21 protein-coding genes are annotated in these 21,620 nt (G+C 67.4%); 3 read left to right on the top strand and 18 right to left on the bottom strand.

Annotation, left to right across the window (positions count from 1 at the left end):
- Positions 1 to 35: 35 nt before the first annotated feature.
- The 5 genes from AUL30_RS07115 to AUL30_RS07135 are packed head-to-tail and all read right to left on the bottom strand — an operon-like array spanning position 36 to position 5,946.
- Complete coding sequence (locus AUL30_RS07115) at positions 36 to 794, bottom strand: iron ABC transporter ATP-binding protein (protein ID WP_062227169.1); 759 nt, start codon at positions 792 to 794, stop codon at positions 36 to 38.
- Positions 791 to 1,777 carry an iron chelate uptake ABC transporter family permease subunit gene (locus AUL30_RS07120; RefSeq protein WP_407638269.1) on the bottom strand — a complete coding sequence of 329 codons (987 nt, stop codon included), beginning with the start codon at positions 1,775 to 1,777 and terminating at the stop codon, positions 791 to 793. The genes AUL30_RS07115 and AUL30_RS07120 overlap by 4 nt, the downstream gene beginning before the upstream one ends.
- Positions 1,774 to 2,787: an ABC transporter permease gene (locus tag AUL30_RS07125; RefSeq protein ID WP_244490731.1), complete on the bottom strand. Its 1,014-nt coding sequence runs from the start codon at positions 2,785 to 2,787 to the stop codon at positions 1,774 to 1,776. The genes AUL30_RS07120 and AUL30_RS07125 overlap by 4 nt, the downstream gene beginning before the upstream one ends.
- Before the next feature lie 17 nt (positions 2,788 to 2,804).
- On the bottom strand, positions 2,805 to 3,731 hold the full coding sequence (locus AUL30_RS07130; protein WP_062227170.1) for a siderophore ABC transporter substrate-binding protein: 927 nt from the start codon (positions 3,729 to 3,731) through the stop codon (positions 2,805 to 2,807).
- Positions 3,732 to 3,780: 49 nt separating this feature from the next.
- A complete protein-coding gene (locus AUL30_RS07135) occupies positions 3,781 to 5,946 on the bottom strand; it encodes a TonB-dependent receptor domain-containing protein (protein ID WP_244490732.1) in 2,166 nt (721 codons plus the stop codon).
- A gap of 183 nt (positions 5,947 to 6,129) precedes the next feature.
- On the opposite strand from AUL30_RS07135, the gene AUL30_RS07140 reads away from it, so the two are divergent.
- Positions 6,130 to 6,618, top strand: coding sequence for a MarR family winged helix-turn-helix transcriptional regulator (locus AUL30_RS07140; RefSeq protein ID WP_157069974.1), 489 nt, complete (start codon positions 6,130 to 6,132; stop codon positions 6,616 to 6,618).
- A 21-nt stretch (positions 6,619 to 6,639) separates the two neighbouring features.
- Here AUL30_RS07140 and AUL30_RS07145 read toward each other — a convergent pair whose 3' ends face one another.
- Together AUL30_RS07145 and AUL30_RS07150 are read right to left on the bottom strand one after the other, a co-directional pair.
- Positions 6,640 to 6,939, bottom strand: coding sequence for a PRC-barrel domain-containing protein (locus AUL30_RS07145; RefSeq protein ID WP_062227172.1), 300 nt, complete (start codon positions 6,937 to 6,939; stop codon positions 6,640 to 6,642).
- 60 nt (positions 6,940 to 6,999) lie between these two features.
- Positions 7,000 to 8,052, bottom strand: coding sequence for an AbrB family transcriptional regulator (locus AUL30_RS07150; protein ID WP_192843028.1), 1,053 nt, complete (start codon positions 8,050 to 8,052; stop codon positions 7,000 to 7,002).
- A 399-nt stretch (positions 8,053 to 8,451) separates the two neighbouring features.
- On the opposite strand from AUL30_RS07150, the gene AUL30_RS07155 reads away from it, so the two are divergent.
- A complete protein-coding gene (locus AUL30_RS07155; protein WP_062227173.1) occupies positions 8,452 to 9,414 on the top strand; it encodes a LysR family transcriptional regulator in 963 nt (320 codons plus the stop codon).
- Here the strand turns inward: AUL30_RS07155 and AUL30_RS07160 are convergent.
- From AUL30_RS07160 to AUL30_RS07210, 11 genes are all read right to left on the bottom strand, one after another.
- Positions 9,390 to 10,931, bottom strand: a complete 1,542-nt coding sequence (locus AUL30_RS07160) for an amidohydrolase family protein (RefSeq protein ID WP_062227174.1) — start codon at positions 10,929 to 10,931, stop codon at positions 9,390 to 9,392. The two genes, AUL30_RS07155 and AUL30_RS07160, sit on opposite strands and share 25 nt — an antisense overlap.
- Positions 10,932 to 10,955: 24 nt before the next feature.
- Entirely contained in the window at positions 10,956 to 11,774 is an 819-nt protein-coding gene (locus tag AUL30_RS07165; protein ID WP_062227175.1) for a carbon-nitrogen hydrolase family protein, read from the bottom strand.
- Positions 11,771 to 12,565, bottom strand: coding sequence for an ABC transporter ATP-binding protein (locus AUL30_RS07170; RefSeq protein WP_062227176.1), 795 nt, complete (start codon positions 12,563 to 12,565; stop codon positions 11,771 to 11,773). The genes AUL30_RS07165 and AUL30_RS07170 overlap by 4 nt, the downstream gene beginning before the upstream one ends.
- Positions 12,562 to 13,455 (bottom strand): ABC transporter permease, encoded by an 894-nt coding sequence (locus AUL30_RS07175; RefSeq protein WP_062227177.1) that lies wholly within the window; start codon positions 13,453 to 13,455, stop codon positions 12,562 to 12,564. Before AUL30_RS07175 ends, AUL30_RS07170 begins: the two co-directional genes overlap by 4 nt.
- A 74-nt stretch (positions 13,456 to 13,529) precedes the next feature.
- Positions 13,530 to 14,597 carry an ABC transporter substrate-binding protein gene (locus tag AUL30_RS07180; protein ID WP_062227178.1) on the bottom strand — a complete coding sequence of 356 codons (1,068 nt, stop codon included), beginning with the start codon at positions 14,595 to 14,597 and terminating at the stop codon, positions 13,530 to 13,532.
- Between the two features lie 156 nt (positions 14,598 to 14,753).
- Positions 14,754 to 16,121 (bottom strand): amidase, encoded by a 1,368-nt coding sequence (locus tag AUL30_RS07185; RefSeq protein ID WP_062227179.1) that lies wholly within the window; start codon positions 16,119 to 16,121, stop codon positions 14,754 to 14,756.
- Positions 16,114 to 16,857, bottom strand: a complete 744-nt coding sequence (locus tag AUL30_RS07190) for an aspartate/glutamate racemase family protein (RefSeq protein WP_062227180.1) — start codon at positions 16,855 to 16,857, stop codon at positions 16,114 to 16,116. Before AUL30_RS07190 ends, AUL30_RS07185 begins: the two co-directional genes overlap by 8 nt.
- Before the next feature lie 11 nt (positions 16,858 to 16,868).
- Positions 16,869 to 17,669, bottom strand: a complete 801-nt coding sequence (locus AUL30_RS07195) for an ABC transporter permease (RefSeq protein WP_062227181.1) — start codon at positions 17,667 to 17,669, stop codon at positions 16,869 to 16,871.
- The gene (locus AUL30_RS07200) at positions 17,666 to 18,511 is read right to left on the bottom strand and encodes an ABC transporter permease (RefSeq protein ID WP_062227182.1); all 846 of its coding nucleotides are present in this window, start codon (positions 18,509 to 18,511) and stop codon (positions 17,666 to 17,668) included. The genes AUL30_RS07195 and AUL30_RS07200 overlap by 4 nt, the downstream gene beginning before the upstream one ends.
- On the bottom strand, positions 18,508 to 19,608 hold the full coding sequence (locus AUL30_RS07205) for an ABC transporter ATP-binding protein (protein ID WP_062227183.1): 1,101 nt from the start codon (positions 19,606 to 19,608) through the stop codon (positions 18,508 to 18,510). The genes AUL30_RS07200 and AUL30_RS07205 overlap by 4 nt, the downstream gene beginning before the upstream one ends.
- Entirely contained in the window at positions 19,608 to 20,663 is a 1,056-nt protein-coding gene (locus AUL30_RS07210) for an extracellular solute-binding protein (RefSeq protein WP_062227184.1), read from the bottom strand. Before AUL30_RS07210 ends, AUL30_RS07205 begins: the two co-directional genes overlap by 1 nt.
- A 216-nt stretch (positions 20,664 to 20,879) precedes the next feature.
- On the opposite strand from AUL30_RS07210, the gene AUL30_RS07215 reads away from it, so the two are divergent.
- Positions 20,880 to 21,620, top strand: coding sequence for a GntR family transcriptional regulator (locus AUL30_RS07215; protein WP_062227185.1), 741 nt, complete (start codon positions 20,880 to 20,882; stop codon positions 21,618 to 21,620).

Here is a 21,620-nt window from a genome sequence, read left to right on the forward strand (position 1 = left end):
GCATAACTGGGCATGCTACTGACGCAGTGCACGCTTCAGTCGTAGAACAGGCAGATCCGCCGGTCCTCGATCTGGTGAACGGCGATCTCCATGCCGTAGATGTCGCGCAGGCTGTCGGTGGCGATGATGTCGTCCGGCGGGCCCTGCCGGCAGATCCGCCCGTCGCGCATGGCCACGATATGGTCCGAATACCAGGAGGCGAAGTTGATATCGTGCAGGACGATCACGACCGTCTTGCCGAAATCCCGGCAGGCATCGCGCCAGAGCCGCATCATCGCCGCCGCGTGCTTGAGGTCCAGATTGTTCAAGGGCTCGTCCAGGAGCACGTAATCGGTGTCCTGGCACAGGACCATGGCGACGAAGGCCCGCTGGCGCTGGCCGCCCGACAACTCGTCCAGGAAGCGACCGGCCAGATCGCCGAGGTTCATGTAGTCCAGCGAACGGGTGACATGAGCCTCGTCCGCCGGTGTCAGCCGCCCGCGCGAATAGGGATAGCGGCCGAAGGCGACGAGATCGCGCACGGTCAGGCGCGCCGTCATGTGATTGTCCTGCCGCAATATGGCGAGGCGGCGGGCCAGCACTTCGCTCGGCGTCGTCACCACGTCGAGCCCGTCGATCGTGACCGCGCCGGCATCCATGCCCGTCAGCCGGGCCATCATGGACAGGAGTGTGGATTTGCCGGCGCCGTTGGGGCCGATGATGGAGGTGATGCCACGCTGCGGCAGGGTCAGGCTGACGCCGTCCACGACGAGCGTGTCGCCATAGCGTTTCGTGACATGGCGGGCGTCGATCAACGGGCTGCTCCACGGACGATCAGAAGGATGAAGACGAGCCCGCCGAGAAACTCGACGATGATCGACAAGGCGGTATCGAAGGCGAAGACCCGCTCCAGGACGGTCTGCCCCCCGACCAGCGCGATGATGCCGAGGAGGACGGATGCCGGAAGGACGTGCCGGTGCAAGCTGTCGCCCAGAAGGGCCCGTGCAAGGCTTGCGACGAGAAGGCCGAAAAAGGTGATCGGCCCGACCAGCGCGGTGGAGACGGCCACCAGCACCGCCACCATGGACAGGATGAACAGGACCGTTCGCGAATAATCGACGCCGAGGCTAATGGCCTGCGCCCGCCCGAGCGTCAGCACGTCGAATGTGTGGGCGATCCGCCAGAGCGCCAGGGTGACGGCAATGACGAGGGCGATGGAGATCCACAAGAGCGTCGTGTCGACGGACTGGAAGCTGGCAAAGAGTGCATCCTGCAGAACCTGGAAGGCGTTCGGATCGAGGATCCGCTGCATGAAGCCTGCCAGGGAGCGGAAGAAGATGCCGAAGACGATGCCGACCAGGATCAAGAGGTGCAGGCTGCGCTCCTCGCCCAGGAACAGCCACCGGAACAGGACCAGTGCGAAGCCCGTCATCAGAGCCACTTCCAGAAGGAAGCGGAGATGGGGATCGGCAAGGGCCAGCACCTGCGTGCCGAGAAAGAAGACGAGGCTCGTCTGCACCAGGACGTAGAGCGCGTCGAAACCCATGATGGACGGCGTCAGGATGCGGTTGTTCGTGACCGTCTGGAACAGGACGGTCGATACGGCGACGGCATAGGCGACGAGGATCAGGGCCAGAAGCCGCCGCCCGCGAAAGGCGAGGACAAAGCTCCAGGAGCCGCGCGCCCCCAGCGTCATGAAGGCGGCAACGGACAGAAGCGCCAGCAGGGCCAGAAGGACGATGACGAGCTTCGCCCGCGGCGGCCGGTGTAAGGCGAGGGAGGGCAGGAGCGCCATCATGGCCCGGCCCGCCGTCCCTGCTGGCGCAGGAGCAGATACAGGAACATGGCCGATCCGATGGTTCCGACCACGACCCCGATCGGCACCTCGTACGGGTAGCGCACCAGCCGTCCTGCAATATCGCAGACGAGCACGAAGAGCGCGCCGAGGGCGGCAACCCAGGGCACGGTGATGCGCATATTGTCGCCCACCATCAGGGAGACGAGGTTGGGCACGATCAGGCCCAGAAAGGGGATCGAACCGACCGATACCAGGGTCACCGATGCGATGACGCAGACGAGGATCAGCCCGAAGCGGGTGACGGCCTGGTAGTTCAGGCCGAGGCTGACGGTGACGTCGCGCCCCATGGCCGCGACGGTGAATCGGTCGGCGGCCAGATAGGCGAGGAGCGTGGCCCCGAGGCCGAGCCAGAGAAGCTCGTAGCGGCCGCGCAGCACGCCGGAGAAATCGCCGATCGTCCAGGCGAGGACCGAAGGCATGAGGCCGTAGCGATAGGCGAAGAAGGTCGTCACGGCGCCGATCACGCTGCCGAGCATGATGCCGACCAGGGGAACGAGCATGGCATCGCGCAGCGGCACGAAGCGCAGAAGCCGCAGGAACAGCGCCGTGCCGCCCATGGCGAAGGTGGCCGCCACGACCATCTTGGCCAGGAGCGGCCAGCCGGGCGCCAGGATGGTGACCACCAGGAAACCCAGCGACGCCGATTCCGTCGTACCGGCAGTGGACGGCTCGACGAAGCGGTTGCGCACGATCATCTGCATGACGAGGCCGGCAATGGCGAGGGCCGAGCCGGCAAGCAGGATGGCGGCCGTGCGCGGAATACGGCTGACCAGGAGGACCTGCATCGCCCGGGCCTGCGGATCGGCGCCGAAGAGCGTCGCGGGGGATACCTCGCTCACGCCGACGAGCAGGCTCGCCACCGCCAGGGCGGCGGTGAGGGCCAGTGTGGCGCATAAGAGAAGAGGGCCCGTCCACGAGCCCTCCGCCAGCCTCATCCGCAGTGCGGGCATGGTGTTATCTCCGCAGTTCACTCCGCACGTGCATAGCCTTCGATCACCTGGTCGAGAAGCAGCATCAAGCCGCTATAGCCGTGCATAGTGACATAGGCCGCGCCCGGATCGAGGTAGATGATCCTGTCATTCTGCCAGAAGCGCGTCTGGTGGATGAGTTCGTTGTCGAGCGTGGCCCGCGCCGAACCCTCGCGTCCGATGGCGGCGTCGCGATCGATGACGAAGAGCCAGTCCGGATTGGTTTCCAGGAGATATTCGAAGGAGGCGCCGTCGCCTCCGTCGCGGCGGTCATCCACCTGGTCGGCGACGGGCGGAATGCCGATGGCGCTGTGCAGCCAGGCGACGCGCGATCCGGTGCCGTAAATGCCGAGGCGCCCGGCATTGGTGATGACGACGAGGCCGCGGCCCTTACCCTTGACCGCCTCCCGCGCCACCGCCAGCTTGTCGTCGAGCGCGGCGATGAGTGCATCGGCCTGTTCTTGGCGGCCGAAGATGCGGCCATAGGTGGCGAGATTGTCCTTCACGCCCTCGACCAGCCGGGCATTGTCCACCGACATGTCGATGGTCGGCACCAGGCCCGACAGGGTGGGATAGGCCGTGCGCGAGCGCGCGGCGACGATCACCAGATCGGGCGCCGCCGCCGCGATGCCCTCGATATCGGGCTCCTGCAGGGAGCCGATCCGCTGCGTGCCGGCGGGGACCGTATCGGCCAGATAGGACGGCATGGCCGTCGACGGCACGCCGGCGACGGGGACGCCGAGCGCGGTCAGATTGTCGTAGGCCGCCCAGTCGGCGACCATGACCGTCTGCGGCACGCCCTCGATGACCGTCGTTCCCTGCGGGTGCTCGACGGTGACGGATTGTGCAAGGGCCGGGGACTGTGCGGCGGCCAGCGACAGGGCGGCCATGAGAAGCCTGGCCAGGATGGCTTTGCGGAACATCATCGGTTTCCAATCGGTTTTTTCGGATCGTCCGCGCCCGGTGGCGCAAGGTTCAGAAGCTGGCATTCAGGCTTGCCCAGAAGCGGCGGCCCTCGACGACCGTGTTGTAGGCATCCGGCAGGACCTCCTCGTCGAACAGATTGTAGATCGTCCCGTTCACCGTGAGCGTGTCGTTGATCTGGTAGGAGGCCCCGATATCGGCTGTAAAGTAGCCTGGATAGCGACGGGCGACGATGTCCCCGTCGCCATTGAAGACGGGTGATCCATTGGCGCCGACGCGCAGGCCCGCATTGATCTGCTCGCCCTCGTAGAAGCCGGCGGCAAAGGCGCTCAGGCCTTCGATGGGCGTGAGCCAGTCGACGCGCAGATTGGCGGCGTGCTCGGGTGTGCGGGTCAGGGGCAGCCCGTCATAGGCGCCCCCCTTCTGGCGCGAGTCGGTATAGGTGTAGCTGGCGATCACCGAGACGGTGTCGGTCGCGTCGAAGCCCAGCGTGAACTCGGCCCCACGGATCACGGCCGAGTCGATGTTGAAGACCCGGAACAGTGTGTAGTTCGGATCGATATCCCAGCGGGCGAAGGAGCCGTCCGCATTGTAGACCCGGTCATTGTCGATCTTGTCGTCGAAGTCGGTGTAGAAGAGCGTCGCACCCGCCGTGAAACCGGCCAGGTCGTCGAACAGGACGGCCGCCTCGTAATTGGTCGAGGTTTCCGGGGACAGATCTTCGTTCGACACGATCACGCCGCAGGGGTTGCGGCTGCCACGGCGCGATTCCGGCCCGTAGAAGCAGCCGCCGCCGCCGGTCGTGTAGGCGTAGTCCGGCGCGATGGAGCGGATATCCGGCGCGCGGAAGCCGGTCGAGATGCCGCCCTTGAAGGTCCACATGTCGAGCGGGCGCCAGACGCCGTAGAGCCGGGGTGACAGGTTCTCCTCGTAGATCTCGTGGTAATCGAGGCGCACACCGCCGGTCAGCGCGAATGTATCGGTGATCTGCCACTCGTCTTCCACGAAGACGGCATATTGGTACAGGCCGAAATTTTCGTCCAACCCGGTCCGCCGGCCCGGATTCTGGTCGCTCAGATCGTTGTCGATATATTGTGAGCCGAGCGTCAGGCGGTGGCCGCCGAGCGCATCGAACGGGATGATCGCCTTCAGATCGCCGACCGTATTGGTGATTTCCGGCGAGCGGGGGTTTTCCAGGAAGCGCGAGAGGCCGGCCTCTTCATTCAGGGTGACGCGCTCGCCCCATTCGCGCTGGAGCGAGGCCGTTACCTCGCCCCATCGGTAGGCGCCTTCGTAATTGGCCCGCAGATGATCGCGGCTGTTGCTGCCGATGCGGCCGAGCGTTCCGTCCGCCAGGGTCCGCCCGGCCGAGGATGTCTGCTCCAGCCGCGTGGCCCCACCTTCCAGGAAGAAGCGATGGTCGAGATTGGGTGCGTAGGAAAGGCGCGCGGTGAAGTCCCCTTCCTCGCGCTCCGTCTCGCCGGCGATGAGCCTGTCCTCGCCGCGCTTATAGGCCCGCCCCCAGACCTGCAGGCCCAGAATATCCTGCATCAGGGGCGTTGCGGCATAGAGCTGGGCCTGGCCGGCATTGCCGTGGCGCCCGCTCCCCTGGGCCAGCGCCTCCACTGTGATGGAGGCGGCGGGCTCTGCCGGGACCGCCCGCGTGATGATGTTGATGACGCCGCCCACCGCGTCGGAGCCGTAGAGCGTGGAGGCCGGACCGCGCACCACCTCGATCCGCTCGATCGCGTTGAGGGGCGGGATGAAGCTCTGCTCGAAGCCGGCCGAGCCGTTGGGGCGCGCATCGCGCGTGCCTTGGCGCACGCCGTCCACGAGGATGAGCGTGTACTGGCCGGGCAATCCACGAATCGAAATGTCGCGCTCGTTGGCGACGCCCGTCACGGAGACGCCCTGGACGTTGCGCAGCGCGTCCGTCAGGTCGCGGAACTGGCCGCGGTCGAGATCCTGCCGGGTGATGACGGAAATGGAGGCCGGAGCGTCCGCCACCGTCTGCTCGAAGCCCGACGCGGTGACGACAACGGTATCGAGGGCGATGGATTGCCCCTGCGCCGCCGTATCGTCTACGGCAGGCTCGCTCTCCGCCGGCACGTCGGCCACGGCCTGCGCATGGGCCAGCGTGCCGGCATCGAGCGCGATGGCGGACATGCCGACAATGCCGGCAATCCACTGCCGACGACGCGAGCGCGTTCCCCTCATAACCCCTGTCCCCTCTGTATGCCGCCGCATCCATTGCACCGGCCTTGGGGCATGGGTAATCAAACTTGATTGACAGAGTCAATAAAAAGACGCGCGATGCCATAACATTGGAATCGCTCGAAAAACTTGCTATTGCGCAAGTTCGCACGCTCGGCTCCGGGTCTGCGACAAAGGGGGTGCGGGGTGAGCGACGCGAAGGCCGGTATGGCCCATCACGATGACGCGGCGACACGCGAGGGTGAGGAGATCGCCGATCTTTTGTCGGAGATCGGACGCACGTTCAAGGCGCAGTTGCGGGGGCTTGCCGACAGTCCGGCCCGGCATCTCAGCCTGCCGCAGCGGGATGTGCTGGTGCGGATCGGCCGGCGCCCGGGCTGTTCACCGGCCAGTGTCAGCGAGCGGACGGGCCGCGATCCCGGCCAGGTGACGCGGCTCGTTGCCGAACTGGAAGGGCTCGACCTCGTCGAGCGCGAGCGCTCGGTGGAAGATCGGCGCTCCGTCAATCTCAAGCTGTCGCGCAAAGGGCGGACTTTGTTCGCCCATATGCTGGAGCGGCGGGCCGCGCTGTCAAGCGACATGCTGTGCGACCTCAGCGCCGAGGAATTGGTCGAACTGCGCCGGGTGCTCCAGACGATACGGGGCCGCCTGCGGGACATGCCGGGCGACCCCTGACCGGTGCGTGCGGTGGATGGCTCAGGCGTCCCGATGCTCGGGCAGTTCCTTCAGCTGGTCCTTCGTCCAGCTGGTGACGGCGTGGACGTCGCCATCCTCGTCACGCATGAAATCCAAATCGGCCGCGTTGATGGCGACAGGCTTGGCACCGATGCCGAGGAAGCCGCCGACATCGATCACCACCTTGGCGGAGGAGCCGCTGCCATGAACGTGGGAAACCGTGCCGACGGTTTCATCGTCCGGGCCGTAGATGGTGGCGTTTTCCAGAAGGGCCGGGGTGAGCTCGTCGCTGGTCAGCCGCACGTGGTTCGTATGATCCATGATTGCCTCCGTTGCTTGTGACAGGAAGAACTGGCCGAAGGGGCGAAGCGTTCCGTGGCGCTACGGCGCCCGCCAGCCCGGGCCGAGCAGCAGGCGGGCAAAGACCGGGACGAGCAGGATCATCACGAAGAAGCGGCCGAGCTGGTGGAGCGCCACATAGGCCGGGTCCAGATCCAGCATGAAGGCCAGCATGACCATGGCTTCCAGTCCACCGGGCGCAAAGGCGATCATGGCCTGGCCGAAGGAGATCGACAGCGCCTGCGCCGCCAGGACGGCCAAGGCGGCGGCCACGCTGATGGAAACGGCGAAGGCGCCGATCGATGCCGCGAAATTGGCGGCGATCTGGCGCGGCGTCGTATCGCGGAAGCGCAGCCCGATCACCGTGCCGAGCACCACGAAGCCGATGTCGATCAGCTCCTGCGGCGGCCGCCCCTCGACGATCCCCGTGGCATGCAGGATGGCGCTGGCCAGAAAGGATCCGACAAGCGCCCCGCCGGGAAAGCCGGACCGGATCGCAAGCGCCGCGCCAAGGATGCCGCCGGCCAGCATGATGAGAAAGTCCGTCGTCTCAGGATGGCTCGCCGGTGGGACATGCCCATGGGCCGTGCCCAGGGTGACGATCATGGTCGGCAGGATGGCGATCAGAAGGAAGACCCGCACGCTTTGCGACTGGACGACCTTGGTCGCGTCGCCCCGCAGGCCCTGCATCGTGGCGAGCACATAGGACAAAGCGCCCGGAATGGACGCGAAATAGGCCGAGTGCCGATCCCAACGCGCCGCGCGCACCAGGAAGACGAAGACCGAGCCCGTAATGGCGAAGAGGCTGACCAGCAGCAAGGCGAGGCTGGCCGGCCAGGTGTGGGCGCGCTCCACCACGTCCGGGGTGACGCCTGCGCCCATGGAAAGGCCCATGAAGGTGAAGAGCGTTGTCAGGAGCGCATCGGGCGGGCGGGGGCCCCACTTCGTGCCGACGGCCAGCATGGCCACCGGCACCATGGCGCCGGACAGGTAGGCCGCCGGAACGCCGAGCGCGGCGAAGGTCAGCGCCCCGGCAAGGCCGACCGCCAGGAAGGGCAGGAGGCGCAGCATATTCGGCAGGAAGGCATTCTGCATCGAGGGATCCATATGTTCCGCCGGCGCCGCGCGCGAAGGGGCGGGAGCCGCACCGGCGGTGTAGCAGAGGGTACGCCAGAGCGGCCTTCTCGCTTTGCGAAGGCCCCCTCGCCAAGCGTCGCTACGCGAATGGCGCGCGCGCCCGCAACGATGCCGCCTGTCCCGGCCATGCCCAGACCCAAGGGTCGTTCCTATGCTTCATTCTGCCTTTCATCCTCTCGTCAAACGCAGCCGGCGGGCCTTGAACCTCCTTGCGCTTTGCCGTCAGATCGGGGTCTATCCGTCACCGGACCGCGTGCCCCCGGCTCTTCTGGTGGCACTCACGGTCGATTCGACGCGCTGGCCTGCGCGCTCAAGCCATGCCCGCAGGGGCGAGCCGCCGCCGGGAAGGGAGTTCGGTTGAGCCTGATCTTCGATGCCGTGACGGCGCGTCTGGTCCTGGCCCTGGCGCGCGATGGTTCCATCGGGCGCTCGGCCGAGCGCGAGAACATCGCCCCGTCGGCGATCAGCCGCCGCATCGCCGATCTGGAAGGCCGGCTCGGCCTGACCCTTTTCGACCGCAGCGCACAAGGCGTCCGGCTGACCGAGGCGGGTGCCGTCTACGCCACCGAATGCTCCCGGATCATGCGCATGCTGGCCGATCTGGACGTGCGCATGCGGGCCCTTGCCGATGGCCGCTCCGGGGTCCTGCGGGTGGCGGCCACGACATCGGCCCTGTCGGGCCGCCTTCCTGAACTTCTGGCCGCCTACGGCGCGGCCTATCCGCAGGTGGCGATCGAGCTGCATGAGATGGCGTCGGATACGGCGCTCGCCGCACTGGCGGATGCCAGGGTCGACATCACGGCCATTGCCGACAACCACGATTTCTCCCACTTCGAAACCGAAGCGCTCGAAGATGACCGGGTCTATGTGATCGCCAGGCCCGATCATCCGCTGGGCGCCGTCCTCGACATCCGGCGCCCCATCCCCTTCGAGGCGGTGACACATCACGAGCTCGTCGGCTTCCACGAGGCTGGCGCGCTCGACCGGCTCCTGGCCGATGCGGCCCGCCGGCTCGGCCGACGGCTCGGCAAACGGATCCAGGCCGAAACCTTCTCCTCTCTCGTGCGCCTGGTGGAAGCAGGCTTCGGCATCGGCTTTCTGCGGGCGACGAGCCTGCACCTCCTGGCCGGCACCGACCTCGTCGCCGCGCCTTTGGCCGATGCCTGGGCGCAACGATCGATGCGGCTGGTCTGGCGCGCGACGACGCAAGCCAACATGGCAGTGGAGCATTTCCGGGCGCTGGCCCGGCAGGGGCAAGGCGCCCCGGCCGGCCAGGGCGCTGCTGCATCGCCGCCTCAGATGCTCGAGGACGGCGCGTAGAAGGGCACGCGTTCCTCAGCGTCCAGGTAGCCGTTATAGAAAGCCTTCACATGCGGGAAGACGTCGTGGCCGAGCTGCCGGCGCGCGGTTTCCTCTTCCGTGCGCGGGGCGGCATAGTGGCGGGCGATCTCCTCCAGGATGGCGTCCCGGTCGATGTTGGTGAAGCGGCCCTCTTCGTAGATCACCTTGCCATCCACCATGACCGCATCGACGGCGTTCTGCTTGGCGCGCTGGATGAGGGCGTCGAGCATCGGCACGTCCGGATCCTGGAACGGGTAGGTCGCCGTCTTCCAGTTGATGAGGACGGCGTCCATGCGGCGGCCCGGCTCGAGCCGGCCGATCTCGGTGCCGAAGGCGGTGGTCTTCGCGCCGCCTTCGGTGGCCATGCGCAGAACCTGCCCGCAGCTCGGCACCTCGGCATCGTCCATGCCCGGAACGCGATGCGCGCGGAGCACGAGGCGCATTTCCTGCAGCATGTCGCGGTCGTCGTTGATGCCCGCCTCGTCCAGGCCCATGCCGACATTGAGGCCATGCGCCTCGAACCGGTTCAGCGGGGCAACGCCCGAGCGCAGGCGGAAATTGGACGAGCAGTTGTGGCACACGCAGGTGCCGGTGTCCGCGGCGATCTCGATATCCTCCTGGTTCAGCCAGACACCGTGGCCGAGCGTCATGCGCGGGGACAGCACACCGAGGTCGTACAGATGGCGCACGGCGGTCTTGCCGGTCCGGCGCCGCGCATATTCCTTCTGATAGGCGGTTTCGAGGAGGTGCATGTGCATGGGCACGCCGTGCTTCAGCGAGCGGGCGTTCATCTCCACCAGGCTTTCGTCGGTGACCCAGTGGAGATTGGCCGGCGCAAGCTGGATCCGCGTCAGGCCCTGGCCGGCATTCTCGGCGGTGAGCTGGTCGAAGAGCTTCATGTAGCCGTCGAAGGACAGGACCTGCGATTGCAGATAGGTTGCCAGGCGGCCGGCCAGCGGCTCGGGCAGGCGGGCGCAGAAGTCTTCGTCCGCCTCGTAGACGAGCCGGTTCTGTTCCCGCACCGCATAGGAGTAGGAGGCCCGCATGCCGATGGTGCGGTAGGCATCCAGGACCTTGGTGGCGGCGCCGTGGATCGCCTCGTAGCCGCCGCTCATCCAGCCATGGATATGCGCGACGGTGGTGATGCCCGAGGCGATCATCTCGAAGGCCGAGTAGAGCGTGTCGAGGTAGAGGTCCAGCTTGCGCGCCGGGATGCGGCTGGCGAACCAGAGCTCCAGCGCGTGATCGGGCGAGCCGAGCTGCAGCGGTGTCATGCCGACATGGTGGTGCGCGTTGACGAAGCCGGGCAGCATGACATGGTCGCCGTAATGGCGGCGCGTGGCATGGGGCGACAGGCGGAGGAGTTCGTCCACCGAGCCGGTGGCGACGATGGCGCCGTCGCGCGACAGGACGGCCCCGTTCTCCAGTATGGTGGGCTTGTTGCGATCCTCGATGCCGGTGACGACCCAGCCGGCGGAGGTGATCATGTCGGTCATTGTCTATGCCTTCGGTATGGCCTGTCAGTGCAGGCGGAGTTGGCGATGCGTGGGGTTCTGCGTGCGCCGCGCCAGAAGGGCGGCGCGGTCGATATCGAGCCGGGCCGTCCGGCCGGCAGCGGTCAGGAGGGCGCCGTCGGGGCCGACGGCGAGCGTCTCCCCGTCATGGCGGTGGGACAGGCCCGTCAGTTCTTCGACGCCGTAGCGCGCCGCGGCGAGTGCGTAGACGGCATTGGCACGGGCATGGGTGCGCAGCTCGGCCTCGAACTGGCCGGGCGGATCGGCAGCGGGGCCACCGACCAGCACCAGGATGGCGTCGCAATCCTGGCGTGCAGCGGCCCGCCAGCATTCGGGAAAGCGCCGGTCGTAGCAGATCAGGACGCCGTACCGCGCGCCGGCATGGTCGAAGACGGCAATGCCACCATTCCCCGGCGCGAAATGATCCGCCTCTCCGAAGGCGGCATCGCCCCGCGGCGGAAGGTGAACCTTGCGCTGGACGATGCGCGGCGCCGCGCCGGGCACCGCCAGGACGGCCGCATTGTGCGGCTGCCCGCCGTCGCCAGCCACGGCCATCATGCCGAACAGGATTGCGGCGCCCGTCTGCGTGCTGACGCGGCGGGCCCAGGCTGAGGTCGGGCCGTCCAGCGTCTCGGCCAGCCCGGCCCAGCGCGCGGGGTCGTCGGCGGCGAAGAAGGGCGCAGCGAAGAGCTCGGGCAGGAGCACCAGCTGCGCGCCATCTGCCGCAAGAGCGGCGATGCCGGCCTCAGCCTCGTCGAGAAGGGGGGTCGCCTCCCCGTGCGAGGGCCCGATGCTGAGTGCCGCGACCCGGCAGGCAGCCGTCATCGCGCGCGCCCCTCCTGCTCGGCGAAGGCACGATCGACTTCGTCGGCCAGAAGGTCGGTGAACATGTCCCGGTAGCGATGGTAGCGTGGATCGCGCGAGGGGCGGGGGCGCTCCATCTCGATCGGCACGATGGTCTTGACCCGTCCCGGCCGCGCCGTGAAGACCACCACCCGGTCGGCCAGCGCGATGGCCTCGTCGATCGAATGGGTGACGAGGATGATCGAGGCGCCGCTTTCCCGCCACAGGTCGAGGAGGAAGTCCTGCATCTTGTTGCGGGTCTGCACGTCCAGCGCGGCGAAGGGCTCGTCCATCATCAGGACGCGGGGTCGCATGGCCAGCGCGCGGGCGCACGCAGCCCGCTGGCGCATGCCGCCGGACAACTCGTCCGGGCGCTTGTCGCCCATTCCGCCCAGGCCGACCGAGACGAGGAGCCGCTCCGTGGCCTCCTTGCGCGTCTGCGGCGCGACGCCCCGCAGCGACAGGCCGAAACCGACATTGTCGGCGATGGTGAGCCACGGGAACAGGGACGCGTCCTGGAAGATCAGCCCGCGCTCGGAGGACGGCCCGTCGATGGGACGTCCCTCTTCCAGTATCGTGCCGCCGGAGGTCTCCTCCAGGCCGGCGACCATATAGAGAAGGGTCGACTTGCCGCAGCCCGACGGGCCGAGGAAGACGATGAACTCGCCGCGGGCAATGTCGAGGTCGAAGCCGGACAGGGCCTGCACCGGGCTGCGGCCGCGGGGCGTGAAGATCTTGTCGACGCCCTGGAAGGACAGTGCGGGAACGGTCATTTGGAGGCTCCTCCGGCAGGTTCGATCCACCACAGAAGGCGGCGCTGGATCTGCCGTAACGTCCAGTCGAAGGTGAAGCCGAGGACACCGATGACGGCCATGGTGAAGAAGGTGAGCTGGGCGTTGAAGGTCGAGCGCGCGACGGAGGTAATTTGTCCGAGGCCCGAGCCCACGCCCACGGCTTCGGCGATGAGCACGACCATCCAGGCGGCGAAGAGATTGAGCCGCAGCGTCATGAACAGGCCCGGCAGGATGGAGGGGAAGACGACGCGCCAGAAGAGCTGGTGGCGGTTGGCGCCCATGATCCGCGCGACGTTCAGATAGGAGCGCGGAACGCTTTCGAGCTGCGAGGCCGTCGACAGGACGATGGCGAAGAAGATCGTGATGAAGACCAGGAAGATGGCCGGAACATCGCCGATGCCGAACAGGAAGATGGCGACCGGCAGCCAGGCGACCGGAGAGATCGGCGTGAGCAGAAGAATGGTCGGCATCAGGAGCTTGCGTGCGGTCGGCACGTAATGGACGAGCGCGCCCACGCCGACGCCGCCCATGAAGCCGAGCGTCAGGCCCGCCACGACGCGCAGCGTGGTGAAGAGGGCCGTCGTCAGAAGGCCGCCGATACCGCCGCCCGATGCGGCGACGCCGATCTGGTTGCGGTTCGAGAAGTAGGAAAGCGTCCGGTCGAAATCCGACAGGAAGAGATGCGGCGGGGGCAGGAGGAGCGGGTCGGCCCAGCCCATGGCCCAGGCCAGTTCCCACAGGCCCGCGAAGAGGCCGATGGACAGGACGGCCCAGGCCAGCCCGGCCAGGACGTCCATCACGCGGCTTGGCCCGGCCGTGGCGGGGCGTGGCCTTGCTTTGCGCAAGGTGGCGAAGGGAACGGTCACCATCGGGTGTCGGATCCTCGAAGATCGGGATAAGGGAGCGGCTCCGGCACAGGCCGGAGCCGCATCGGGCGCAGGCCTCAGGCGGACTTGCGCTTGAGCGAGGCGTAGAGGTCGGCATTCTGCGCGATGGCCGCGTCGAGGAAGGACCAGTCGAAGGCCTTCTCGTCCGGCACGGCGCGTACGTAGCCGAGCTCCTTCATCGAGTTGCCGCGATCGATGATGAACTGGGTCTGGTTGCGCTGATCGACCACGATCGGCTGCTTGGAGGCAGCGTCACGCGCGGCTTCCAGGGTCGTCTTGTAGTAGGTGCCGACCGTGGAGGCGAGCGCCGCTTCCATATCCGCCTCGGCCGAGGCCTGCGCCTCCATCAGCGCCTTGATCATTGCCGTGACGGCCTCCGGATTGCTTTCCAGAAGCGGGATGCGCGCGGCAAGGACGCAGTCCGAATAGCCCGGTCCGTACAAGTCGATCCCGTCGCTGAGGACCTTGGAGCCCGGCCGGCCCTGCACGCACTGCGTGGCATAGGGTTCGATATGGCAGATCGCATCCAGCGCGCCCGCCATGAAGGCCTGGGCCAGCTCGGGAGACGTGTTCAGATACCGGATGTCGACATCGGCGAAGCTCATGCCCGCCTTCTTCAGGTAGTCGTAGGGCAGGACCTCCAGCGTATCGGCCTGGAAAGTGCCGAAGGACTTGCCGCGCAGGTCCTCGGCGCTGTTGATCCCTTCCCGTGCCACGATGATGCAGCCCTGGACGCCGCCGCCGGCCACGATGCGCACCGGCGCGCCCGCGTCGTAGAGCGTCATGAAGTTGGAATAGGGGATCATCGACATGTCGACGAGGCCCGCGCCGAACATGGTTGTGATCTCGGCGTTGGACGGGGTCACCACGAATTCCAGGTCGACGCCTTCGGCAGCCGCGAGGCCGCGCTCCTTGGCCAGGAAGATGCCCATGTTGCAGAAGCCGGTTCCGTGCGTCGCACGGATGGTCGCCTCGGCGGCCGCGGCCGGGCCGGCCGATCCGGCAAGGCCGGCCAGGCCCGCCAGATGCGCGGGGAGCGCTATGGTCGCCGCGCCGGCAACCGTGGTCTTGAGGAAGTTGCGGCGGGAAAAGTTCGCATAGAAGTGGCCATCGCGGTCACACATGGTCGTCTCCAATCGTCTGAGCGCCCGGGGACACGCCGCACGGGTCGCAGTCATGCATGGACGGGCACGCCAACCCTGAGGGCGGAACGCCGCCCTGCGCTTCCTGCTGTCTGCATGCTCCCTCAGCCCCTTCCCCGGCATGAGGATAGTTCAGTGTCACCGATGTTCTGTCCGGCCCCCTTCCTGCCAGGCGACGGAAAGGACGGACTCGATCCGTCCGGCGAGGTCGAGGAGCGCGAGGTCCTCGCCGCGTCGGGCGCAGATGTGCAGGCCTGCGGGAAGGCCTGCCGTTCCCACTCCCATGGGAATCGAGATGGCGGGGTTGCCGCCATGATTGGCAAAGGGCGTCAGGGCCGCATGGGCCCGGGGTCCGACCGCTTGGCCATCGATCGTGGCCGGTCCGAGATCGCGCCACGGCCAGGCGAAGCAGGGCGCGGTCAGGCCGATGATCGCGTCGTAACCGGAAAGGAAGGCGTTGAGCCTAAGGCGAATCTCATCCGAAAGCGCCCGGGCCGCGTCGATCTGCGACTGGCCGAGGGCAAGCCCCGCCTCGATCTGCACGGCGATGTCCGGGTCGAAGACGGAACTGTCGCGCCGGAAGGCCGCCCCGTGCACGCGTGCCAGCGCCGCATGCTGCAGGGGCATGAGCGCAGCAGGTTCTGCGGCCTGGGGCCAAGCCGGGTCCGCTGCCTCGATCGTCAGCCCGGCCTGGCGCAGCCGCGCGACGGCACTGTCCAGGAGCGCCGCGACCTCCGGGTCGATCGGGCCGCCGAGCCCGAAGCTTGGGCTGAGGGCCAGGCGGCGCAGCGGCGCGGCAGGTGCCTGCGGCGTGTCCGCCAGGCCGGCCATGACGCGGAACAGAAGCGCCGCATCGGCGACGTCCCGCGTCATGGGGCAGGTCGTCTCGAGCGCAGGCACCAGGGCGGGAAAGCCCGGACCGCCGGGAATGGCGCCGGCGCTCGGCTTGAAGCCGACGCAGCCGACATGCGCCGCCGGCCGGCGGCTGGAGCCGCCCGCATCCGTGCCGATCCCGGCCGGGACAAGGCCCGCCGCCACGGCCGTGGCGCAGCCGCCAGACGAGCCCCCCGGCGTCAGCCGGTCATCGGCCGGATGGAGCGTCGGTCCATGCAGCGGGTTGGTGGTGACGCCCTTGCAGCCGAACTCGGAACTGTTGGCCATGCCGACCACGACGGCGCCGGCGTCTTTCAGGCGCCGGATGGCGATGGAATCCTGCGGCGCGACGAAATCGGCAAAGAGCCGCGATGCCTGCGTGACGCGCCGGCCTTCCACCCAGATGAGGTCCTTGACGACGAGCGGCACCCCGGCCAGCACAGGCCGTGCACCTGTTGTCCACAGCTCATCCACAGCCGCGGCCTCGCGCAGGCTGCGCGCACCATCGATTGCCACGACGGCGTTCAGGTGGCGGGCTGCTTCCAGGCGGTCCAAGGCCTGAACGCACAGGTCCACCGCCCTGGCCTGTCCCGCATTGACGCTGCGGGCGATGGCGCCGATCCCCTCAACCATGGTCCTGCCCCAGAAGGCGCGTCAGGCTGGCGGGCAGACCGAGCGATTGTTTCCCGGCCCGGTTCCGGACGGCGCCCCGGGCTGCGGGGTGCAACCGCGCCAGGAGCTCCGCCTGCGCAACGGCGGCGGCGGCCTGTTCGACGAGCGGCACGCCCACCGAGCCGGCAATGCGTGCCGACAGGCCCGCCAGGGGCGCCCCGGCCAGAACGACGACATCGGCCGCGTCCTCGCGCACCGTCCGGCGGCACAGATCGGCCAGCGCGGCCTCCTGTTCGTCGGCCACCATCTCCACGCTGCCGAAGGCGGAGGTCAGCGACCGGATGGCGGCCAGGCGCGAGGCCAGGCCGCAATCGCGCACGCAGTCCCGGTACCAGGACCCCAACGCCGGGGCGAAGGTCACGATGGAAAAGCGCTCGCCCAGCATGGCGGCCGTATGCAGGGCGGCCTCCGCCATGCCGACGATGGGGATGTCGAAAAGCTCGCGGGCGGCCCACAGCCCGGGATCGCCGAAGGCCGCGATGATCGCGGCGTCGTGGTGCGCTGCCTCGTCCGCCAGCACTTCCAGGACGACCGCGCCCGCAAGCTGCGCTTCGGCGCGATCGGATATGTAGGACACGCCGCGCGGTGCCGTGCGTGCCGTGATGCGCGTGCCGGGCAGCGCAGCGGCCTCGGCCACGCGCGCGAGTTGCTCGGTGACGCTCTGTGTGATGTTGGGGTTGATCAGGAGAATCCGCATCGCCGCCGCCCTTAAAACTGCGCCATGCGGCGAATGCCGACGAGGCGGTCGCCGACGATCATGGCGAGCGTCGCCAGAAGGATCAGGCAGGTCGATATGGCGGCGATGGTGGGATCGGGCCGCTCCTCCACATATTGCAGCATCTGGATGGGCAGGGTCTTGGTCCAGGCATCGGAGAAGAAGATGGAGATCGGGTAATTGTCCATCGATGCCAGGAAGGCGAACATGCCCGATGTCATGAAGGCCGGCGCCAGCACGGGCACGAGGACCTTGCGAATGGCGGCCGGGTAGGAATGGCCGAGCGTGCGCGCGGCGTCGATCAGCGTGAAGTCGAAGAGCGACAGGGCCCCGATCACCGTGCGCGCCACATAGGGCAAGGTGATCACCACATGCGCCAGGAGGAGGCTGATCCAGGCATCGCGCAGTCCGAACTCGCGGAAAAACTGCAGGAGCGCGATGCCGATGACGAGGCCGGGCAGCATGAGCGGCGAGATCAGGAAGGAGATGATCGCCTCCGAGCCCCGCACCGACGAGCGCGTGAGCCCGATGGCGCAGAGCGTTCCGAGGACGAGCGCGATGACGGTCGACAGCGCGGCGATCTGCACGGAGGTGACCACTGCCGGCACCAGGCCGCGCAGTGTGGCAAGGCGCTCGTACCAGCGCAGCGACCATTCGGGAGGCGGCAGGGTGAAAACCGAGGCCGAGCCGAAGGAGACGAGAACCGTTACGACGAGCGGCGTCAGCATGAAGATGACCGCCAGCCCCGCAAGCACGGTGATGAGGCCGGACATCAGGCGTTCGGTGGCTGTCATCGCATGCCTCCGACGCGCCGGGCGAGGGCGCTGGCGGCCAGGATGATCGCTACCGACAGGACCAGCAGCAGCACTGCCGTAGTGGAGCCGAGCTGCTCGTTGCGCATGAAAAGGAAGGACCGGCCCGTGAGCGTGGCGAGCGTCTGGAAGCGGTCGCCGATCAGGAGGCTGGGGATGACATACATGGATACCGACATGGAAAAGACGAAGGCCGCGCCGGCGACGATACCGGGAAGGGTCAGCGGCAGCGTGACGCGGGTGAAGCGATAGAAGGGGCTCGCGCCCATGGTGGCGGCGGCTTCCGGCAGCCGCGGGTCCATCAGGTTGAGGACCGAATAGATCGGCAGGATCATGAAGGGCAGGAAGACATTGGCCGCCCCGACCACGAGGCCCGCCTGCGTAAAGAGAAGCTGCGGCGCCTGTTCGAACAGCCCGGTGGCAACCAGGAGCTGGCCGATCACCCCGTTGCGCGCCAAGACGATCTGCCAGGCGAAAGCCTTGACCACCACCCCGACGGACAGCGGCAGGATGATGGCGACGAGCAGCAGGATCTGCGGCCAGCCCCGCGCGCGGCTGAGGGCGATTGCGGTCGGATATCCGATCACAAGGGTCAGCAGCGTGACGAGGGCGGCGATGCGCAGCGTGTTGCCGATCACCTGCCAGGTGAAGGGATCGGACAGGAGATCGACATAGGGCGCCAGCGTCGGCCCGTCCGCACCGATGACGCTACGCGCCAGGAGCCACAGGAGCGGGGCGAGATAGACGAGGCTCAGATAAAAGAGGGCCGGCGCGATGAGCGCCGCGCCGCCATGAACCGCGAGGGTGCGGGCAAGCGCGGTCATGCCACGGCCTCTGCCGGCTCGGACGGGTAGATCAGCGTATCCTCGACGGCGAAGGATATGTCCAACTCGTGCCCGGGAGCGATGGCGGCCGGCACGTCGAGCGTTTCGACCATCATCCGGTCGCTTCCCTTTGACTGGAAGTGGAGCTGAGCCCGCGACCCCTGGAAGATCGCATCGGCAAGCCGCGCGCGGAGCCTGTTGGGATGCTTGGTGCCCAGTGCGATCCGCTCGGGGCGGATGCCGATCGTGACCTTGGAGCCCGGTCGGTAGGATGCACGCGCGCGCAGGGTGCCGAAGGCCGTGGCGACGAGGGCGTGGTCGGCATCCATGGCCTCCACCGTGCCGTCGAGCCGCGTCGACAGGCCGACGAAGTCCAGTGTGAAGGGCGTTGCCGGGCGGTGATAAATGGCCTGCGGAACGTCCAGATGCTCGATGCGACCCCGGTTCATCACCGCGATACGGTCCGACATGACGAGCGCCTCGTCCTGGTCGTGCGTGACGAAGATGGCCGTTGTGCCGACATCGCGCAGGATGCGGCGAAGTTCGATCTGCATCGTCTCGCGCAGCTTCCGGTCGAGCGCGGAAAATGGCTCGTCCAGAAGCAGGAGCTTGGGTTCGGGCGCCAGGGCGCGGGCAACCGCAACACGCTGCTGCTGCCCGCCGGACAGACCGCGCACCGACCGGTCCGCCATGTGGGCCAGACCGACGAGATCGAGGAGTTCGCGCACCTTGCGCGCGGTCGTCTCCTTCGGGGTGCGGCGCGCGGCAAGACCGAAGCCGACATTCTCGGCGACGGTGAGATGCGGGAACAGCGCGTAGTTCTGGAAGACGACGCCGACGTCGCGCTTGTGCGGCGGGCGGGCGGTGATGTCGTCACCGTCCAGCCGCACCCTTCCGCCGTCGGCCGCCAGCAGCCCCGCCACGATCCGCAACAGGGTCGTCTTGCCGCAGCCCGACGGGCCCAGCAGCGAGACGAACTCACCCCGCGCGATCGACAGGTCCACGCCGTCGAGCACGCGTGCATCGCCGAAGGACTTGCCGGCCGCGAGGATGTCGAGGAAGGCGCCGTCGCGGCGCGGATCAGGTACGCTCCGCATCAGATCGCCATCTCACGATCCCAGCGCTCCACCCAGGCAGTCCGGTTCTCGGCGACATTCTGCCAGTCGACCGCATGGATGGAGTCGATGGATGGCATGCCGTCCGGTGCCGGCACCGACGCATTGGTGGACAAGGAGAAGGTCGGTCCGACGATCTGCTCCTGGATCTGCGCGGACAGGAGATCGTCGATCCAGGCCCGGGCGAGGTCCGGATGCGGACCGCCTTTCACCACGCAGACCCCGGACGGGCTGGCAAAGGCACCCTCGCTCGGGACTGCGAGGGCGACCGGCGCACCGTCGTTCTGGCGCGGCATGGTGAAGGAGGACAGGGCGCCGGCGACAGCCCAGGCTTCGCCGGTTTCCAGCAGGTTGAAGGCCTGCGGCATCTGTGTGTAGATGGTCAGGATGTTGGGTTTGAGTGACTGCAGCTTGGTAAAGCCGGCATCGATGTCGTACTGCGCGTCCTCGAGCGATTTGCCGCTCTGCAAAGCTGCAGCCATGAAAAGCGGGAAGACGCCCTCGGTGTTCTGAAGCGACGGCAGGATGACACGGCCGGCCATGCGCTCCTCCCACAGTTCCGTCCAGGAGCCGATGCCGTCGGGCAGCGCCTCGGTATTGTAGGCGATGGCCTGGAATGGCCGGAGATAGTTGACCCAGGCTCCATCGGCATGGACCGTATTGGGAACGAGCGCCGAAAGGTTAGGAACCTCCCCCGCGCTGATCGGCTCGATGAGCCCGGCCTCGTTGGCGAGGATCATGACCGGATCGTCCATTTGGACGACGGACAGGTACGGCCGGTCCCGGTTCTGCTGCATCTTCTCCAGGTTGACGAGCGAGCGGGTGCCTTCGAAGAGGACCCGGCAGTCATGCTTGGCCTCGAAGGCCGGGATCAAAATTCCCTCCACCCATTCACGATGGCTGGCTGCGCCGCCCACGACCATCTCGCGTGTCTGAGCGCGCAGGATCGAAGGCATGGACAGCGCGGCCGCGGCCCCGGCAGCCACCGTGAGGAAGCTGCGGCGGTTCAGTGTGGTCGTGGGGAAGGTTCCGGTCATTCTGTACTCCTCAGAGGTTCCGCCACAACCTCTGCAATCCTCGTGCCAAACGCTGGATGCCCTTTCGGCAGGGGGACGCATTCAAATGCGCAAGAATGCAGCGCCATTTTTGTGCAAATAATTTTTGTTTTGTGCACAAAACATCCGCAGCACGTCTCTAGTGTCCGCGGGGGCAGGCCTTTAGGCTGTATCCGGTTGCAACATCACCGGCTGATCATGAAAGACGACCAGGTACACGAGATCATGAGCCGTATCCTGGCGTCGGGGGTGATTGCGCCCGGCACCAAGCTGGCGGAGCAGCACCTGGCCGATCGGTTCGGCATTTCGCGCGACAGGATGCGGCGTATCCTCCACCGCCTTGGGCATGAGGGACGGCTGGCGCTGGTCCCCAACCGGGGTGCCCGAGTCATCGATCCCGGCCATGCGGATGCGCGGATCGTCTACGAGGCGCGGCGCGTCCTGGAAGGCGGCATCGCCTTCTCGATCACCGAGCGCATTACCCCGGACGAGATCGAAGCACTTGCAAGCCTCCACGCTCAGGAGCGCGATGCGATCGAGCGGGGCGACGATGCGGCGGCCATGCGGCTCGGCGGCGCGCTGCATCTCGGCCTGGCGGAACTGACCCACAATTCCCTGATCGTCGATACGCTGCGCTCCATGGTGCACCGGACATCGACGCTCCTGTCCTATTTCGGTCCGCGCGATGGTCCGGCCTGCAGTTGCCGGGAACACAGCTCCATCATCGAAGCGGTGACGACCCGCAATCCCATGCGCGCGCGTGAGGCGATGTGCTCGCATCTGTCCCTTGTGGAAACGCGTCTTCGCATGCGCCCGCGCTGCGAGACGGTCGATCTGGACACGCTGGTGCGGGACGAGATCGCCCGCACGGTCCGCCCCGTGACCGCCGCGCCGGAGCGCGCTGACGAAGACCAGCCCACCCCCGTCGGAGCGACGTGA

Origin of the sequence: Aureimonas frigidaquae, assembly GCF_001463905.1 — a bacterium.
GTDB lineage: Bacteria > Pseudomonadota > Alphaproteobacteria > Rhizobiales > Rhizobiaceae > Aureimonas > Aureimonas frigidaquae.

Coding starts and splice junctions, on each gene's coding strand:
- AUL30_RS07120 (WP_407638269.1), bottom strand. CDS start 1,777: ATGATGGCGCTCCTGCCCTCCCTCGCCTTACACCGGCCGCCGCGGGCG.
- AUL30_RS07125 (WP_244490731.1), bottom strand. CDS start 2,787: ATGCCCGCACTGCGGATGAGGCTGGCGGAGGGCTCGTGGACGGGCCCT.
- AUL30_RS07130 (WP_062227170.1), bottom strand. CDS start 3,731: ATGATGTTCCGCAAAGCCATCCTGGCCAGGCTTCTCATGGCCGCCCTG.
- AUL30_RS07135 (WP_244490732.1), bottom strand. CDS start 5,946: ATGAGGGGAACGCGCTCGCGTCGTCGGCAGTGGATTGCCGGCATTGTC.
- AUL30_RS07145 (WP_062227172.1), bottom strand. CDS start 6,939: ATGGATCATACGAACCACGTGCGGCTGACCAGCGACGAGCTCACCCCG.
- AUL30_RS07150 (WP_192843028.1), bottom strand. CDS start 8,052: ATGCAGAATGCCTTCCTGCCGAATATGCTGCGCCTCCTGCCCTTCCTG.
- AUL30_RS07160 (WP_062227174.1), bottom strand. CDS start 10,931: ATGACCGACATGATCACCTCCGCCGGCTGGGTCGTCACCGGCATCGAG.
- AUL30_RS07165 (WP_062227175.1), bottom strand. CDS start 11,774: ATGACGGCTGCCTGCCGGGTCGCGGCACTCAGCATCGGGCCCTCGCAC.
- AUL30_RS07170 (WP_062227176.1), bottom strand. CDS start 12,565: ATGACCGTTCCCGCACTGTCCTTCCAGGGCGTCGACAAGATCTTCACG.
- AUL30_RS07175 (WP_062227177.1), bottom strand. CDS start 13,455: ATGGTGACCGTTCCCTTCGCCACCTTGCGCAAAGCAAGGCCACGCCCC.
- AUL30_RS07180 (WP_062227178.1), bottom strand. CDS start 14,597: ATGTGTGACCGCGATGGCCACTTCTATGCGAACTTTTCCCGCCGCAAC.
- AUL30_RS07185 (WP_062227179.1), bottom strand. CDS start 16,121: ATGGTTGAGGGGATCGGCGCCATCGCCCGCAGCGTCAATGCGGGACAG.
- AUL30_RS07190 (WP_062227180.1), bottom strand. CDS start 16,857: ATGCGGATTCTCCTGATCAACCCCAACATCACACAGAGCGTCACCGAG.
- AUL30_RS07195 (WP_062227181.1), bottom strand. CDS start 17,669: ATGACAGCCACCGAACGCCTGATGTCCGGCCTCATCACCGTGCTTGCG.
- AUL30_RS07200 (WP_062227182.1), bottom strand. CDS start 18,511: ATGACCGCGCTTGCCCGCACCCTCGCGGTTCATGGCGGCGCGGCGCTC.
- AUL30_RS07205 (WP_062227183.1), bottom strand. CDS start 19,608: ATGCGGAGCGTACCTGATCCGCGCCGCGACGGCGCCTTCCTCGACATC.
- AUL30_RS07210 (WP_062227184.1), bottom strand. CDS start 20,663: ATGACCGGAACCTTCCCCACGACCACACTGAACCGCCGCAGCTTCCTC.
- AUL30_RS07215 (WP_062227185.1), top strand. CDS start 20,880: ATGAAAGACGACCAGGTACACGAGATCATGAGCCGTATCCTGGCGTCG.